Source organism: Pseudomonas sp. Irchel 3H3 (assembly GCF_900187635.1).
Lineage (GTDB): Bacteria > Pseudomonadota > Gammaproteobacteria > Pseudomonadales > Pseudomonadaceae > Aquipseudomonas.
The window spans coordinates 90,759-105,625 of record NZ_FYEC01000007.1 but is presented as its reverse complement, the minus strand read 5'-3'; the positions used below and the strand labels follow the sequence as shown (position 1 = coordinate 105,625).

Annotated in this window: 15 protein-coding genes; 3 read left to right on the top strand and 12 right to left on the bottom strand. The window is 60.6% G+C overall.

What is annotated here, in order from left to right:
• Positions 1-9: 9 nt before the first annotated feature.
• The 6 genes from CKW24_RS10570 to CKW24_RS10545 form a co-directional block, all read right to left on the bottom strand.
• Positions 10-1,449: a PLP-dependent aminotransferase family protein gene (locus CKW24_RS10570; RefSeq protein ID WP_095167681.1), complete on the bottom strand. Its 1,440-nt coding sequence runs from the start codon at positions 1,447-1,449 to the stop codon at positions 10-12.
• Between the two features lie 201 nt (positions 1,450-1,650).
• Positions 1,651-2,454: an OmpA family protein gene (locus CKW24_RS10565; RefSeq protein ID WP_095167679.1), complete on the bottom strand. Its 804-nt coding sequence runs from the start codon at positions 2,452-2,454 to the stop codon at positions 1,651-1,653.
• Entirely contained in the window at positions 2,451-2,807 is a 357-nt protein-coding gene (locus CKW24_RS10560; RefSeq protein WP_095167678.1) for a DUF4398 domain-containing protein, read from the bottom strand. Before CKW24_RS10560 ends, CKW24_RS10565 begins: the two co-directional genes overlap by 4 nt.
• Before the next feature lie 9 nt (positions 2,808-2,816).
• Positions 2,817-3,641: an ABC transporter substrate-binding protein gene (locus CKW24_RS10555; protein ID WP_095167676.1), complete on the bottom strand. Its 825-nt coding sequence runs from the start codon at positions 3,639-3,641 to the stop codon at positions 2,817-2,819.
• A gap of 81 nt (positions 3,642-3,722) precedes the next feature.
• On the bottom strand, positions 3,723-4,652 hold the full coding sequence (locus CKW24_RS10550) for an electron transfer flavoprotein subunit alpha/FixB family protein (protein WP_095167674.1): 930 nt from the start codon (positions 4,650-4,652) through the stop codon (positions 3,723-3,725).
• A gap of 2 nt (positions 4,653-4,654) precedes the next feature.
• Positions 4,655-5,404: an electron transfer flavoprotein subunit beta/FixA family protein gene (locus CKW24_RS10545; RefSeq protein WP_003226982.1), complete on the bottom strand. Its 750-nt coding sequence runs from the start codon at positions 5,402-5,404 to the stop codon at positions 4,655-4,657.
• A gap of 547 nt (positions 5,405-5,951) precedes the next feature.
• Between CKW24_RS10545 and CKW24_RS10540 the strand changes: the two genes are divergently transcribed.
• Complete coding sequence (locus CKW24_RS10540) at positions 5,952-7,616, top strand: electron transfer flavoprotein-ubiquinone oxidoreductase (RefSeq protein ID WP_095167672.1); 1,665 nt, start codon at positions 5,952-5,954, stop codon at positions 7,614-7,616.
• Between the two features lie 94 nt (positions 7,617-7,710).
• Here CKW24_RS10540 and CKW24_RS10535 read toward each other — a convergent pair whose 3' ends face one another.
• Positions 7,711-8,601: an AraC family transcriptional regulator gene (locus CKW24_RS10535; protein ID WP_095167670.1), complete on the bottom strand. Its 891-nt coding sequence runs from the start codon at positions 8,599-8,601 to the stop codon at positions 7,711-7,713.
• A gap of 179 nt (positions 8,602-8,780) precedes the next feature.
• Here CKW24_RS10535 and CKW24_RS10530 point away from each other — a divergent pair, with 179 nt between their 5' ends.
• The gene (locus CKW24_RS10530; protein WP_095167668.1) at positions 8,781-9,833 is read left to right on the top strand and encodes an NAD(P)-dependent alcohol dehydrogenase; all 1,053 of its coding nucleotides are present in this window, start codon (positions 8,781-8,783) and stop codon (positions 9,831-9,833) included.
• An 8-nt stretch (positions 9,834-9,841) separates the two neighbouring features.
• On the opposite strand, the gene CKW24_RS10525 is transcribed toward CKW24_RS10530, so the two are convergent.
• Positions 9,842-10,324, bottom strand: a complete 483-nt coding sequence (locus tag CKW24_RS10525) for a GNAT family N-acetyltransferase (protein WP_095167667.1) — start codon at positions 10,322-10,324, stop codon at positions 9,842-9,844.
• Positions 10,325-10,554: 230 nt separating this feature from the next.
• On the opposite strand from CKW24_RS10525, the gene CKW24_RS10520 reads away from it, so the two are divergent.
• Positions 10,555-11,775 carry an MFS transporter gene (locus CKW24_RS10520; protein ID WP_095167665.1) on the top strand — a complete coding sequence of 407 codons (1,221 nt, stop codon included), beginning with the start codon at positions 10,555-10,557 and terminating at the stop codon, positions 11,773-11,775.
• Between the two features lie 20 nt (positions 11,776-11,795).
• On the opposite strand, the gene CKW24_RS10515 is transcribed toward CKW24_RS10520, so the two are convergent.
• The 4 genes from CKW24_RS10515 to CKW24_RS10500 form a co-directional block, all read right to left on the bottom strand.
• Positions 11,796-12,356 (bottom strand): DUF1285 domain-containing protein, encoded by a 561-nt coding sequence (locus CKW24_RS10515; protein WP_095167663.1) that lies wholly within the window; start codon positions 12,354-12,356, stop codon positions 11,796-11,798.
• Between the two features lie 17 nt (positions 12,357-12,373).
• Entirely contained in the window at positions 12,374-12,979 is a 606-nt protein-coding gene (locus CKW24_RS10510) for a DUF4823 domain-containing protein (RefSeq protein WP_095167662.1), read from the bottom strand.
• A 67-nt stretch (positions 12,980-13,046) separates the two neighbouring features.
• Entirely contained in the window at positions 13,047-14,015 is a 969-nt protein-coding gene (locus CKW24_RS10505; RefSeq protein ID WP_095167660.1) for a GTP 3',8-cyclase MoaA, read from the bottom strand.
• Positions 14,016-14,154: 139 nt separating this feature from the next.
• Positions 14,155-14,793 carry a TetR/AcrR family transcriptional regulator gene (locus CKW24_RS10500; protein WP_095167659.1) on the bottom strand — a complete coding sequence of 213 codons (639 nt, stop codon included), beginning with the start codon at positions 14,791-14,793 and terminating at the stop codon, positions 14,155-14,157.
• Positions 14,794-14,867: the final 74 nt, after the last annotated feature.

The window sequence follows — 14,867 nt, the reverse complement described above, 5'->3', positions numbered from 1 at the left end:
GGCGATGCCTCAAAAACCGCTCGCGGTTTCCTGACACAGCTGGGTCGCGAGCATGCCCAGTGTCATCAAGGCTCGCTCGGCTTCACGGTTCCAGGGGATGCCGCAGTTCAAGCGAATGCAGTGGTTGAACTGCTCGGTGTTACTGAAAATCAGTCCTGGGGCGATGCTGATCCCCTGCTGCAAAGCCCGCACGTGCAGTTCCTGGGTATTGACCCGTCCCGGCAAACTGACCCACAGGATGAAACCGCCAGTGGGTCGGGTCATCTGGGTGCCTTCGGGGAAATACTGCTGCACTGCCAGCTGGAACGCACTGAGGTTCTTGCGATACTCCTGGCGAATGTAGCGCAGGTGTCGATCGTAACCGCCGTTCTCCAGGTAGGCCGCGATGCCCATCTGCGTGACGCTGCAGGCCGAATGGGTACTGAAGGTCTGCAGCCGCTGGATTTCCTGCTGGTACTTGCCGGCGATCATCCAGCCGATGCGCACCCCGGGGGACAGGGTCTTGGAAAAACTCGAGCAGTAGATCACCCGATCCAGGCGGTCATAGGCCTTGAGGGACTTGGTGCGCCCCTGCTCGAACATCAATTCGCCGTAGATATCGTCTTCAACCACCTGGATATCAAAGTCCGAGGCCAGGCGCAGCAGTTGTTTCTGCCGCTCTTCCGGCATAGTGCCACCCAGGGGGTTGCTCAGGCGGGTGGTCAGCACCAGGGCCTTGATCGACCACTGGTTGGCGGCCAGTTGCAGGGCTTCCAGGCTCATGCCGGTGGACGGATCACTGGGAATCTCGATGACTTTGAGGCCGAGCAGATCGGCCAGTTGCAACAGGCCGTAATAGGTCGGCGACTCTGCGGCAATCAGGTCACCGGGGCGGGTCAGCACGCGCAAGGACATCTGCAGGGCGTCGACGCAACCGTGGGTGATCACTACTTCGGATGGGTCGACCACCACCCCGGCGTCGCGCATGCGAATCGCCACCTGGCGGCGCAAGGGCTCGAAACCGGGACTGAACATGTAGCTGAACGCCCGCGGACTGTGAAAACGCGTGACCTTGGCCAGTTGCTGATGCAGCGCCCGCACCGGCAGATAGTCGACACTGGGCACAGCGGCGCCCAGTGGGAACACCCCTTCGCGGCGTGACTCCACCAACACTTGCTGGATGATGCTGCTGCGGGTCACGAGGCCCGGGCGCTCGACCCGGGCGATATCCGGGGTCGGCGCGGTCAGGGCCGGGGTCTGGTGAACGTAGTAACCCGACTGCGGACGTGCGCGAATCAGGCCCTGGTCTTCCAGGTTGGCATAGGCCTGGAGCACCGTCGCATGGCTGACATTGAGCTGCGAGCTCATCTTGCGCACCGAAGGCACACGCTCGCCAGGCTGATACACGCCGCGCCGGATATCCTCAGCCAGCTGCTGAGCGATACGTTGATAGAGCAAAAGATTGGTCATGACGCAGCACTCGATTTCACGGGCATTTTATTTTTGTAGAGAACTATACCGGCACAGTTTAGAAGTGTACGGGGACAGTTGCCACAATAGTCGACCGTACAGCCCAGTGTCAGTAAAAACTGTACTGTTTTGTGCGCCGATTGGCAGGCCAAAAAAAACCCGGCACCTCTACAGGTGCCGGGCTTTCCAGTAACGCTGACCTTAGCGGGCAGCGCCGAGCTGGCCTTTTTCGTCGGAGAACACAATTTCCACCCGGCGATTCTGCGCCCGGCCCCGCTCGGAAGCGTTGGCCTCTACCGGGTATTCATCGCCATAACCTTCGACTTGAATACGTTTATCGTCAACACCCAGGTCCATCAGCATGTCGGCCACCGCCTGGGCGCGGTCCCGGGACAGTTTGCGGTTTTCCTGTTTGCCGCCCGTGCTGTCGGTGTAACCCTCGATGCGCACGACACGCTTGGGGTTGAGCTGCAGGAACTGGACAATTTTCAGCACCGTGCGATTGGCCGAACTCTTGAGCTCCGCCTCACCAGTGTCGAACAGCACATCGCCAAGGGTCATCACCAGCCCGCGATCGGTCTGGGTAGTTGCCAGGCTGATGATCTGCTCTTCCAGCCATTTGCCCTGCTGCTGCACGCTGAGCAACTTGGCCTCGCGCAATGCCAGTTGCAGGCGTTGGCGCTCCAGCTCGAGCTTGGCTGCGCGCTCTTCGTTGAGCACTTTCTCGCTATGTTGCCGGGCAATCTCACTGTAACGCTGGCTCAGGTAGGAATAGTGCTGCACATCGGCGCCACTGCCCCAATAGCTGGACAGGCGATCGGCCCGGGCCAAGGATTCACCGGCCCGGATCACGTCCTTGGGCGCGATGCGCAATACGTTGGAGTCTTCCTTGACCTTCTGGAAGTCGTTATAGGCTTGTTGCAATGCCACATCGCTGTGCTGGCCCGCACACCCGTACAGGCTGGCCAGCAGCAGGCCGCCGAGGACGCCATTCGCAAGCTTCATTGGGCGTCTCCCAACTGCTTGCGCAAGCGCGCGATGCGGGTGTTGAGAACGTTCAGTTGCTCCTGGCTTTTAAGCGTCAGGACCTTGGCCTCGGCCAGGCGTGCATCCAGTTCGGCCTGCTCGGCCTGCACACGGGCATCCTTGAATGACTGGTCGGCCATATCGGCCTTGGCCTGGGTGTACTTACCTTCTGCCAGCTTCAGCTCCGGCACTTCCTCGGCGGTGGCCCCCACCGCGGTCGCCTGTTCCAGGGCCTGCCCGGTCAAACGCATTTGTTCATTCGGCGCCGGATCGGCTGCACAACCCGCCAGAGCCGTGACGGCCAGGGCAGCGAAAAGAGGTCGAATAGTCACTAAAAATCCCTACTGTTTTGGGGTGCTGACGGGCTGTTTCAATTGTGCTTTCCAGCGCTCCAGATTGCGCTGTAGCACGGCCTCAGTCAGACCGGACGCGGGCAATTCTGTCATCTTTTTGGCTAACTGTCCGCGCAACCATGGATCGTTGCACGCCGAGTTGTGGGAAATAGCCAGAAACAGCCCGGGTTTATCCACCGGTTGGGCGTAAGCCTGCACGTCGTTGGCGATACTCAGGGTCTGTGTCATGGCCATCCCGGCGTACCGCCCCGCCAACACAAACTCCACTTCGCCCAGCAGCAATTTCTGAAACGCCTGGGTCAGGTTCGGCGTACTGACCAGGGTCAGTTGCGATTGCGCGAACGCTGCGAAATCCTGGGTCAGCCGTGCCTGCTGCGACACCGCGCCAAGATGCCCACTCAAATCCTTGGCCTCGCTGTAGTCCAGCGTCGAACCATTACGGGTCCATACCAGGTAGTCATTGCTGGTCAGCGCCGGGTGTATGTAGTCCAGCGCCTCCAGTTGCCCGGTCGCCAGCGGAGCGTCCGCCAGCATGTCGATGCGCCCGCTGCGCACCTCCTCCAGCGCCTGGGAGCGCTTGCCGGCATAACGCAACTCGACCTTGAGCCCCAACTCCGCTGCCACCTGCTGCAGCAAGTCGGCATTGGCGCCGATCAGGTGCACGGGGTCCTGCGGGTCTTGCCACAGATAGGGCGGTGCATCGGGGCTGCCGGTCACCACCAGGCGTTCGCATTTGCCGGCAGCGTTCGATACAAGGGGCAATAGGGTCAGGCCGAGGAACATCGACCAACCGCTCAAGCGACGCAAATCCATGGCGTATGTCTCCACTCTCAACTCGCGGACAAAAAAAAGCCCAGCCAAAAGGCCGGGCTCTTTATAAGTGAAGCCGCTGGATTAGACCAGCTTCTCCAGCTCAGGGATGGCTTCGAACAAGTCCGCCACCAAGCCGTAATCAGCCACCTGGAAGATCGGCGCTTCTTCGTCCTTGTTGATCGCAACGATCACTTTGGAGTCTTTCATGCCGGCCAAGTGCTGGATCGCGCCGGAAATACCGACGGCGATGTACAGCTGTGGAGCAACGATCTTGCCGGTCTGGCCGACCTGCATGTCGTTGGGTACAAAACCTGCGTCAACCGCGGCACGGGAAGCGCCGACAGCAGCGCCCAGCTTATCGGCCAGGGCGTACAGGTGTTTGAAGTTGTCGCCGTTCTGCATGCCGCGACCGCCAGAAACGACGATCTTGGCAGCGGTCAGTTCCGGACGATCGGATTTGGCCAGCTCTTCGCCAACGAAGCTGGAGGTGCCAGCATCGTGAGCAGCAGCAACCGCTTCAACAGCAGCCGAACCACCTTCAGCTGCAACCGGGTCGAAACCGGTGGCACGCACGGTGATCACTTTTACGGCGGCGTTCGATTGCACGGTGGCGATCGCGTTACCGGCGTAGATCGGGCGCTTGAAGGTGTCAGCGCTTTCTACCGAGATGATCTCGGAGATCTGGTCAACGTCCAGCTGCGCGGCAACGCGCGGCAGGATGTTTTTACCGTTGGAAGTGGCGGCAGCCAGGATGTGGCTGTAGCCAGCGCCCAGCTCGGCAACCAATGGCGCTACGTTTTCCGGTAGTTGGTGTGCGTAGGCGGCGTTGTCGGCCACCAACACTTTTGCCACGCCAGCGATTTTCGCAGCGGCTTCAGCCACCGCGCCAACGTTCTGGCCAGCGACCAGGACGTGGATGTCGCCACCGATCTTCGCAGCGGCAGCCACGGTGTTCAGGATGGCCGGGGCCACAACCTTGTTGTCGTGTTCAGCGATTACCAAGATAGTCATGATTAGATTACCTTCGCTTCGTTTTTCAGTTTCTCGACCAGTTCAGCCACCGACTTGACCTTGATACCCGCGCTGCGTGCAGCCGGCGCTTCGACTTTCAGGGTCTTGTTGGTGGAGGCAGTGGAAACGCCCAAAGCATCCGGAGTCAGCACTTCAAGCGGCTTCTTCTTGGCTTTCATGATGTTTGGCAGGGACGCATAACGCGGCTCGTTCAAACGCAGGTCGGTGGTGACGATGGCTGGCAGTTTCAGGGAAACTGTCTGCGCGCCGCCGTCGATTTCACGAGTCACGGCAACGCTGTCGCCAGACACTTCGACTTTCGAAGCGAAGGTGCCCTGACCGTAGCCGCTCAATGCAGCGAGCATCTGGCCAGTCTGGTTGTTGTCGCTGTCGATCGCTTGTTTACCGAGGATCACCAGCTGCGGCTGTTCCTTGTCGACAACAGCTTTCAACAACTTGGCAACGGCCAGGGAAGTCAGGTCTTCGGCGGATTCGACGAGGATGGCGCGGTCGGCACCCAGAGCCAGCGCGGTGCGCAGTTGCTCTTGAGCGGTGGACGGGCCGATGGAGACGACGACGATTTCAGTCGCAACACCTTTCTCTTTCAGGCGTACGGCTTCTTCCACTGCGATTTCGCAGAAAGGGTTCATCGACATCTTGACGTTAGCGAGATCGACGCCGGAGTTATCCGCTTTGACGCGGACCTTGACGTTATAGTCGACCACTCGTTTGACAGCTACAAGAACCTTCATGGATTCCTCGTTACTCTCCGGTGAAAAGAAAGTCGCCTAGGCGAACCTGGCGGTTGATGCTCATCGGGCACAAGGGCACCTCTAAAAACGCCGGCCTGTGTATCGGGTAATCCTGCTCAGGAGGCAAATGACCGTTCGTCAGCGGTGACTGACAAGTCATTCGTTTTCACAGCGTGTAGACTTCGCCGCGAACCCACATTGCGCATCACCTTGTACTGCCTTCGCCCTGTCTTTAGAGGTGCTCTTGAAACCAACAGTCAGCCTACGGCGAGCGCAAAACCGCCCGTATCTTGACCGGAACGCCTATTCCGGTCAATACGGCAAAATGGTCAGTTATAAGCCGCGCTTCTTTGATTTATCTGGCTTCCAGCAATTTCAAACAAACGTTTGTATTGGACGCTGAGAGTGGTGTAGATATAATGCGCCACCTAGAGAGAAAGGTGGGCCCTCGATTGTCCTCCTGCCCACAGGGCAGAGCAATTGATCGAGGCTACACCAAACCTCCAATTAGAAAAAAAACTGTTGAGCCTTGAGTAGGAGATAACCTGTGGAACGCGAATACATGGAATTCGACGTGGTCATCGTCGGTGCCGGCCCCGCTGGTCTTTCCGCCGCCTGCCGATTGAAGCAGAAGGCCGCCGAAGCCGGTAAGGAAATTAGCGTCTGCGTGGTCGAAAAAGGCTCCGAAGTCGGTGCGCATATCCTGTCCGGCGCGGTGTTCGAACCTCGAGCCCTGAACGAATTGTTCCCGGACTGGAAAGAGCTCGGCGCCCCGCTCAACACCCCGGTCGTGCGCGATGACATCTATGTGCTGCGCAACCCCGAGGCGTCCGTCAAGGTTCCTGACTTCTTTGTGCCCAAGACCATGCACAACGAAGGCAACTACATCATCTCCCTGGGCAACCTGTGCCGCTGGCTCGCCCAGCAGGCCGAGAACCTGGGCGTGGAAATCTACCCCGGCTTCGCCGCACAGGAAGCCCTGTTCGACGAAAATGGCGTGGTCCGCGGGATCATCACTGGTGACCTGGGCGTCGATCGCGAAGGTAATCCGAAAGAAGGCCTGTACACCCCCGGCATGGAACTGCGCGGCAAGTACACGCTGTTCGCCGAAGGTTGCCGCGGCCACATTGGCAAGCAACTGATCAAGCGCTTCAACCTGGACAGCGATGCCGACGCCCAGCACTACGGCATCGGCCTCAAGGAAATCTGGGAAATCGACCCGGCCAAGCACCAGCCTGGCCTGGTGGTCCACACCGCCGGCTGGCCGCTGGATATCATGGGCACCGAGAACACCGGCGGCTCGTTCCTCTATCACCTGGAAAACAACCAGGTGGTCGTGGGCCTGATCGTCGACCTGTCCTACAGCAACACCTACCTGTCGCCATTCGACGAGTTCCAGCGCCTCAAGCATCACCCGGTGCTCAAGCAATACCTGGAAGGCGGCAAGCGCATCAGCTACGGCGCCCGGGCAATCTGCAAAGGCGGCCTGAACTCGTTGCCGAAAATGGTCTTCAAGGGCGGCGCGCTGATCGGTTGCGACCTGGGCACCCTGAACTTCGCCAAGATCAAAGGCAGCCATACGGCGATGAAGTCCGGCATGCTCGCGGCTGAAGCGGTGGCTGATCGCCTGTTCGCCGAATCCGAAGGCGGCGACGAACTGACGGCCTATGTCGACAGCTTCAAGAAAAGCTGGCTGTACGAAGAACTGTTCGCCAGCCGCAACTTCGGTCCAGCGATCCACAAGTTCGGCGCGATCGTCGGCGGTGGGGTCAACTGGCTCGACCAGAACATCTTCGGCGGCAAGCTGCCGTTCACCCTGCACGACACCAAGCCAGACTACGCGTGCCTGAAGCTGGCGGCCGACTGCAAGAAGATCGACTACCCGAAACCCGACGGCAAACTCAGCTTCGACAAGCTCAGCTCGGTGTTCATCTCCGGCACCAACCACGAAGAAGAGCAGCCGTGCCACCTCAAGCTGACCGACGCGAGCATCCCGATCAGCAAGAACCTGCCGCTCTACGACGAGCCTGCGCAGCGCTACTGCCCGGCCGGTGTGTATGAAGTGATCACCAAGGAAGACGGCGAGAAACGCTTCCAGATCAACGCCCAGAACTGCGTGCACTGCAAGACCTGTGACATCAAGGACCCTGCGCAGAACATCACCTGGGTGACGCCGGAAGGCGCGGGCGGACCGACTTACCCGAACATGTAAGCCGTATGCCTGAACATCAAGGCTCCCGAATGGGGGCCTTTTTGTTGCCTGCAATAAAGCTCTGGTAGCAGCTGCCGAGCAGCGCACGGCTGGGTCAAGCGGCGCGCTCGTCTCCCGGGTTGCGCTCGAAGTAGCGCTTGTACTCGCGACTGAACTGCGACGTGCTCTGATAACCGACCCGGTGCGCCACCTGCGCCACGCCCAGGCCCTCGGCCACCAGCAAAGTCTGAGCCTTGAGCAGGCGCAGGCGCTTCAAGTACTGCACCGGCGACAACAAAGTACTGCGCTTGAAGTGTTCATGAAAAGTCGAGGCGCTCATGTTGGCGCAGCTGGCCAGGGTCTCGACGTTCAACGGCTCGTTGTAGTGCGCATGCAGATGGCTGATCGACGCCGCGACGCGGGCGAACTGGCCCTGCTGCTCCACCAGCGCCCGCAGCACATCGGCCTGGGGCCCGCGCAGGGCGGTGAACAACAATTCACGCAGGCGCGCCGGCCCCATGATCCGAGCTTCCAGCGGATCGTGCAGGCACGACAACAACCGCTCGACACAACCGCGCATGCCGTCATCGAGCACCACCGAGGTCATCGACTCGGGTGTCTGTGCGGCACCGGGCCGCCCTGGCGCCAGCCCCATGGCCAGCACCAACTCCCCCAGCAGCACCCGGTCAATCGCCACCGAGACCCCCAGCAAGGGGGCATTGGGCAAGGCATAGGTTTCGCATTCGAAGGGCACCGGCAATGCCTGGATCAGGTAATGCCCGGCCCCATACTCCATGGTCCGCGGCCCCAGGTACGCCAGTTTGCTGCCCTGGGCGATGATCATCAGGCTCGGCTCATAGATATGAGGGCCGCGGGCAACGTCGCAACTGGCGCGCAGCACCTGCACGCCGGGCAACGCGGTCGGGGTGAAGCCATCACCGGTGGCCAGCGGCTCGATCAGCGCCACCAGGCTGGCATTGGCGTCGAGATGACGGGTCAGCAACATAGGAAAAACTTCGCAAAAATGGGATGAAAGCATCATCGCAGGTCTGCTCGCCAATGCGAGCCTTGGCAGGCCGATGCCGGAGGATTAGGCATGACACCCGGAGGAATCGCCATGGCCGTTGACCGCCTTGGCGCCCAGAATGCGCCGCCTCTCCTGTCACTGTATTTGCGAGGTTCATCATGTACACCGCCATCGGTTACGCCGCCCAGTCGGCCACCACTCCCCTCGCCCCCGTGCAATTCCAACGTCGTAGCCCACGAGCTGACGACGTCGCAATCGAGATCCTCTACTGCGGCGTCTGCCACTCCGACATCCACCAGGCACGCAACGAATGGGGGATTGCCGTTTACCCGCTGATGCCGGGCCACGAGATCGTCGGCAGGGTCACAGCCATCGGCGCCGACGTCAGCCAACATAAAGTCGGCGACCTGGTCGGCGTCGGCTGCATGGTCGACTCGTGCCGCCACTGCGAAGCCTGCCAGGCTGACCTGGAGCAGTACTGCCGCGAAGGCCCGACTATGACCTACGCCACCCCGGACCGGGTCGACGGCAGCAACACCATGGGCGGCTACTCCGACAGCATCGTGGTCAATCAACACTTTGTGGTGCGCATCCCGCCGCAACTGGACGCAGCCAGCGCCGCACCGATCCTCTGCGCCGGTATCACCACCTATTCGCCGCTCAAGCACTACGGCGTGAAGTCTGGCGACAAGGTCGGCATTCTTGGCATGGGAGGCCTGGGCCACATGGGGATCAAGTTCGCCAAGGCCATGGGCGCCGAAGTGACGCTGTTCACTCGCTCGGCGAGCAAGGCTGAAGAAGGGCGTCGCCAGGGGGCCGACCACGTGATCGTCAGCACCGATGCCGCGCAGATGGCAGCGGCGGCCGGACAGTTCGATTTCCTGCTCGACACCATCCCGGTGCAGCACGACCTCAACCCCTACCTCGACACCCTGCGCTTTGACGGCGTGCACATCCTGGTGGGCTTGATTGAACCCATCGATCCACCGGTCCACGCCGGCAAACTGGTGATGAGCCGCCGGGTCCTCGCTGGCTCGCTGATTGGTGGCATTGCCGAAACCCAGGAAGTGCTGGATTTCTGCGCTGCACACGGGATCACCTGTGACATCGAAATGCTCGATATCCGCCAGATCAACGAGGCTTATGCGCGCATGATCGCCGGTGATGTGAAGTATCGCTTTGTCATCGACATGGCGACCCTCAAGGCCTGAGCAAAGCTTCAGCGCCCCTCGGCGAAATCACGCAAGACATTGCCGTCCATGCGATAGCGCACCCACTCTTCCTGGGGCTGGGCGCCGAGGGATTTGTAGAACTCGATGGCTGGGGTGTTCCACTCCAGCACACTCCATTCAAAACGCCCGCAGTCGTTGGCGCAAGCAATCTTCGCCAGGTGGCGCAGCAAGTACTTGCCTGCGCCACCGCCGCGCTGCTCGGGCGTGATGTACAGGTCCTCAAGGTACAGGCAGTTACTGCCCAACCAGGTCGAATAGCTGAAGAAAAACACCGCAAATCCGATCGGCAGGCCATCGCGCAGACAGATCAGGCCGTGAGCGGTGGCACCTTCACTGAACAGGCTGCGTTCGATATCGGCGACACTGGCGATGACTTCATGGCGGGCGCGCTCGTAATCCGCCAGCTCGGTGATGAAGGCGAGAATTTGCGGGGCATCGCTGGGTGTGGCCGGGCGGATCTCGATCGACATGGACGTCCCTTGAGAACGAATGAAAACGCCATACTATGTCGCCGATCGACGTTCGTCACATGGCACTGTCAAATTTTCTCCAGGCAACGCTGGTGCTGATCAAAGGACTCGCGCTGCCTAGGGGTTACTCCGCCATTCGCTAACCCTGAAACCGCCAACCACAGAACAAACACTCGGGCTGGCCGTGGTAGATAAGGGTTCGACAAACCTACCGGTCACGAGATATCGCCATGCCCCGTCGCTCTACTCCGGACTCCGCCGTTGCGGGAAAACTGTTTGGCCTGTTCTGCCTCGCCAGCTACCTGCTGTCGTTGTCCTACGGCTCGACCTTTTTACTGTCCCTGCTGATCAGCTCACGGGGCGGTAACGAGCACGATGCCGGCAGCGTGATTTCTGCGGCGATGCTCAGCACCTTCGCCGCGGTGCTGGTTTCCGGGCATTTGTCGGACCTGTTCGGTGCCGCGCGTTCGATTGCCCTGTTCGGCGGCCTGCTGGTGCTGGCCAGCCTGGGGTTTGCCCTGACGCCGGGCTTTGGCAGCGCCTTGCTGTTTTTTGGCCTGACCCTGGGCCTGGGCTGGGGCGTGTTCTACACCCTGGGGCCGATCATCGTGGCCATGCTGGTGCCCGCAGCACAACGGACCAGGTATTTCGCCCTGCTGTCGGGCAGCATGATGACCGGCATCGGGTCCGGGCCCTTGCTGGGGCGCGCCGCCAGCGCCCTGGGTTATCCACTGAGCAGCGCGTTTTTCCTTGCCGCCCTCGCCAGCCTGATCGGTGCGCTGCTGTTCTGGCGCCTGGGTGCAGTGCTTTCGCAACGACCCAATCAGCTGGGCAATGCCGCGCTATCGCGTATTTCCTGGGCGGCGACGGTTCGGGTGATGTCCTCCAGGGCGCTGTTCCCGATCATCATGGTGGGCCTGGGTGGTTGTGTCTTCGGCGGGCTGTCGAGCTTTCAGACCAGCTACGCCGCCGCGCGTGCGCTGGATTACTCGCTGTTCTTTCTCGGGTTCATGAGCGCGGCGATTACCAGCCGCATGCTGATTGCCAGCTTCGTGGTCAAGCGCGACCCTTACTGGGCATCGTGCCTGCTGTCGGGGTTGATGGTGGTGTCGGTGCTGATGTTCGGCTTCGTCGTCGACGATGCCTTCAGCTACCTGCTGGCAGCCGTGGTGCTGGGCATCGGCTACGGCCTGACCTACTCGGTGATCAATGGCCTGGCCGCCAACGAAGCGCCGCCCGGCAGCACCCCTCAAGCCCTGCTGCTGTTCAGCCTGGGCTATTTTGTCGGGGTATTCGGCTTTCCCTGGCTGGCGGGCAGGATCATCGTCGAGCAAGGGCTGCCGGCGATGCTGCTGGTGGTGCTGGGCGTGGCGCTGTTGAACTGGTTGATCACCGTCGGGCGGTTGTTGTGGCGCTGGCTGGTCACGAGCAAGACATTGCAGGAGGCGTAGGGTGCTCGTGTCAGTCACGCTCAGGGTTCGAGCCCGATGGGGAAAAACTCGCCACCGCTGTAAACCCCCAGCCAGCGCTGGCCGTCGAGTTCGCGGGTGACGGCGAGCTCGACCAGTTGGTAGAACACGTTGCGATGGATCAAGGCTTCGAGGTTGCTCCGTACGTGCACATAAGGGGCTGGTTCCTGGGTCTGCGGGTCGATGACCACTCGCAGAGGGTGCTCTGGCCCGGCTTCGGTGACTTCCTCGACGTTGGTGGTGAAACGCAAAACCTGGGCCTCGCCCTCGCCTTGCACCTCCAGGGTCACGGCCACGAAAGGCGCGTCATCCACTTTGATCCCGACCTTCTCCACTGGGGTGATCAGGAAATAATCGTCACCGTCGCGGCGCATGATGGTGGAGAACAGCTTGACCATCGGCTTGCGCCCGATCGGCGTGCCCAGGTAGTACCAGGTGCCGTCGCGGGCGATGCGCATGTCGATGTCGCCACAGAAGTCGGGGTTCCACAGATGAACCGGCGGCAAGCCTTTTGACTTGGGGATTTGCCCCAGCAGATCGTTAGCTTTTTGCGCACCACTCATGTTGTTCTCCGGTTGAACTACTGATCGCCCAGGCCCAGCAGGCTACGCGCATATTGCGCCAGCGGCGGGCCCAGCAGATCTTCTGGCCTGGTGTCGTGGAACGTCAGTAAACCGCCACGACTCTTGATCCGTGCAGTATCAATCAAATACTGGGTGCTGGTCTCGATCAACATCAGTTGAATCACCCCTTTGTCGATACCCAGGCGATCCACAGCCTCTTGATCGAGCCATTCATCCGAGTTGCCGATGCGGTCGTCGGCGCTGGCAAAGCGGGTGTAGAGCAGGTAATGGGCGCCTGCAGCCCGTGCCTCGCCCATGGCGGCATCCAGGCCCTCGGGCGCGCGGGCGCGACGGACCATCGGGAAATACTCGATAAAGCCGTTGAAAGCCTGTTCGGCAACCACGTTGGGGCGCGGCTCGGCACTGCCCGGCGGGGCAAACGGGCCCTGGGCAATGTAGATGAACGAGTCTGGCTGAATACGCAGGTTGTTCACCCGACGGCTGTCGCTGTGATCGAGAAAACCGGCGTCGCTCATCTGATCGCGAACCCCTTCGCCCATGTCGCTGACAGTCATGCAGCCGCCAAGCGTGACAACCGCCAGCAGCAAAACCAGGCTACGCATCCTTACCCTCCAGAAGCCGGTGACGGAAAACCGGCGAATCCGGGCAAGATGCAGCTTCCGCGCCAGCTCAGCCGCCGATGATTTTCATCACGGTCGCGCCACCGGAAAATGCCACTTCCTGCTTGTCCCCCAGGGCCTTCACCAACAGCCGCTGCAACGCCGGCAAGGCCTGGTGACGGGGCTTGTCCAGCAGGTCGCCGACATAATGCCGATTGCTCGATGACAGGCAGCCATGCAACCAGCCCGTGGACGACAAGCGCAGGCGCGAGCAGGTCCGGCAGAACGGCACGCTTTCATTGGCGATCACGCCAAAATGGCCGAGCCCGGGGATTTCATAGCGCACCGCCGTGGCATCCACCGGCGCATCGGCTTGCAGGTATTCGTATTGCTCGCCAATCAGGCTGAGCAACTGCTGGAGGCTGACGAACTGCTGCAGGAAGGCATTCGAGTCAGAGGCCAGGTGGCCCATGCGCATCAATTCGATAAAACGCAGTTCATAGCCGCGCTCCAGGCAGTATTCGAGCAAGGGCATCACCTGGTCCAGGTTCTGCCCGCGCAGCGGTACCATGTTGACCTTGATCTTGATGCCCGCGGCGCGGGCCTGCTGCATGCCATCGAGCACCGTCGGCAGATCGCCACCGCGGGCGATGCCGCGAAAGGCCGCTGGGTCGAGGGTATCGAGGGAAACGTTGATCCGCCGAATGCCGGCATCCACCAGCAACGGCAACTTTTTGCCCAGCAACTGGCCGTTGGTGGTCAGACTGATGTCGTCCAGGCCCATCTGCCCGACCGCCCGCATGAAGGTTTCCAGCTTCGGGCTCACCAGCGGTTCGCCGCCGGTAATGCGCAGTCGCTCGATGCCTGCCGCCTCAATCAGGTACGCAACCCCGCGCGCCATGGCGTCGGCCGACAGTTCGTCCTGCGCAGCCACCAGCCGCTTGCCGTTAGGCACGCAGTAGGTACAGGCATAGTTGCAGGCGGAGGTCAGGCTGACGCGCAAATTGCGGAAGCGCCTGCCTTGTCGGTCAACGATCATGGATTACTCCGGCGGAAGTCGGTGCGGAAAAGCTAAAACTTGACTCACAAATCAAGTTTTAGCAATACCTAAGCCTGAGTATATTCCTGGGGCACTGCGCCATACAGGGAAACATGGCGCAATAAGGCTGCTGAATGAATCAGCTGCCTGGGGTGTCGGTATCGCGCTTGCGCTTGTTGCCCATGCGCACGCCGATATCCATCAGGAACTGGAAGAAACCTTCCTGGTCTTCCAGCACATTGCTCCAGAACGGCGAGTGATACAGCGCCACGGCGCCGTGCACCAGCGCCCAGGATGCGCAGTAGTGGAAATACGGCGGCACGTCTTCCAGCTTGCCTTCGCTGATCCGGCCCTTGATCAACAGGGTCAGGCGCTCGAAGTTGGAGGCGCGGATCTTGTGCAACTCCTCGACCATCTCTGGCACCTGGTTGCCCTTGACCACTTTCTCTTCCAGGCGATCGAACAACCGGTAGCGTTGTGGGTCGCGCATGCGGAATTCGAAGTAGGCCCGGGACAGGGCTTCCTTATCCTTGTCGACATCGGCAGAGTGCAGCAGCTCGTTCAGGTCACGCTCGTAATCGAGCATCAGGCGCAGATAGATCTCCGCCTTGGACTTGAAGTGCTTATAGATGGTGCCTTTGCCGATACCCACGGCATCAGCGATCATCTCGACGGTGACACTGTCTTCACCTTGTTCGAGGAACAGCTTGAGCGCGGTGTCGAGAATTTCTTGCTCGCGGCGACGAAACTCACGGACCTTACGAGGTTCTTTGTGCATAAGAAAAAGGTCTGTAGGGGTCAAAATTCGAAGCCGCGTATTATGCCTAACTTGCGCCAAATTGCACGGATCAT

What these genes read in the sequence shown, in the direction of transcription:
- CKW24_RS10565 (WP_095167679.1), bottom strand. Translation starts at nt 2,454, where the DNA reads ATGAAGCTTGCGAATGGCGTCCTCGGCGGCCTGCTGCTGGCCAGCCTG.
- CKW24_RS10570 (WP_095167681.1), bottom strand. Translation starts at nt 1,449, where the DNA reads ATGACCAATCTTTTGCTCTATCAACGTATCGCTCAGCAGCTGGCTGAG.
- CKW24_RS10535 (WP_095167670.1), bottom strand. Translation starts at nt 8,601, where the DNA reads ATGTTGCTGACCCGTCATCTCGACGCCAATGCCAGCCTGGTGGCGCTG.
- CKW24_RS10550 (WP_095167674.1), bottom strand. Translation starts at nt 4,652, where the DNA reads ATGACTATCTTGGTAATCGCTGAACACGACAACAAGGTTGTGGCCCCG.
- CKW24_RS10515 (WP_095167663.1), bottom strand. Translation starts at nt 12,356, where the DNA reads ATGAGTGGTGCGCAAAAAGCTAACGATCTGCTGGGGCAAATCCCCAAG.
- CKW24_RS10525 (WP_095167667.1), bottom strand. Translation starts at nt 10,324, where the DNA reads ATGTCGATCGAGATCCGCCCGGCCACACCCAGCGATGCCCCGCAAATT.
- CKW24_RS10520 (WP_095167665.1), top strand. Translation starts at nt 10,555, where the DNA reads ATGCCCCGTCGCTCTACTCCGGACTCCGCCGTTGCGGGAAAACTGTTT.
- CKW24_RS10505 (WP_095167660.1), bottom strand. Translation starts at nt 14,015, where the DNA reads ATGATCGTTGACCGACAAGGCAGGCGCTTCCGCAATTTGCGCGTCAGC.
- CKW24_RS10555 (WP_095167676.1), bottom strand. Translation starts at nt 3,641, where the DNA reads ATGGATTTGCGTCGCTTGAGCGGTTGGTCGATGTTCCTCGGCCTGACC.
- CKW24_RS10545 (WP_003226982.1), bottom strand. Translation starts at nt 5,404, where the DNA reads ATGAAGGTTCTTGTAGCTGTCAAACGAGTGGTCGACTATAACGTCAAG.
- CKW24_RS10530 (WP_095167668.1), top strand. Translation starts at nt 8,781, where the DNA reads ATGTACACCGCCATCGGTTACGCCGCCCAGTCGGCCACCACTCCCCTC.
- CKW24_RS10500 (WP_095167659.1), bottom strand. Translation starts at nt 14,793, where the DNA reads ATGCACAAAGAACCTCGTAAGGTCCGTGAGTTTCGTCGCCGCGAGCAA.
- CKW24_RS10510 (WP_095167662.1), bottom strand. Translation starts at nt 12,979, where the DNA reads ATGCGTAGCCTGGTTTTGCTGCTGGCGGTTGTCACGCTTGGCGGCTGC.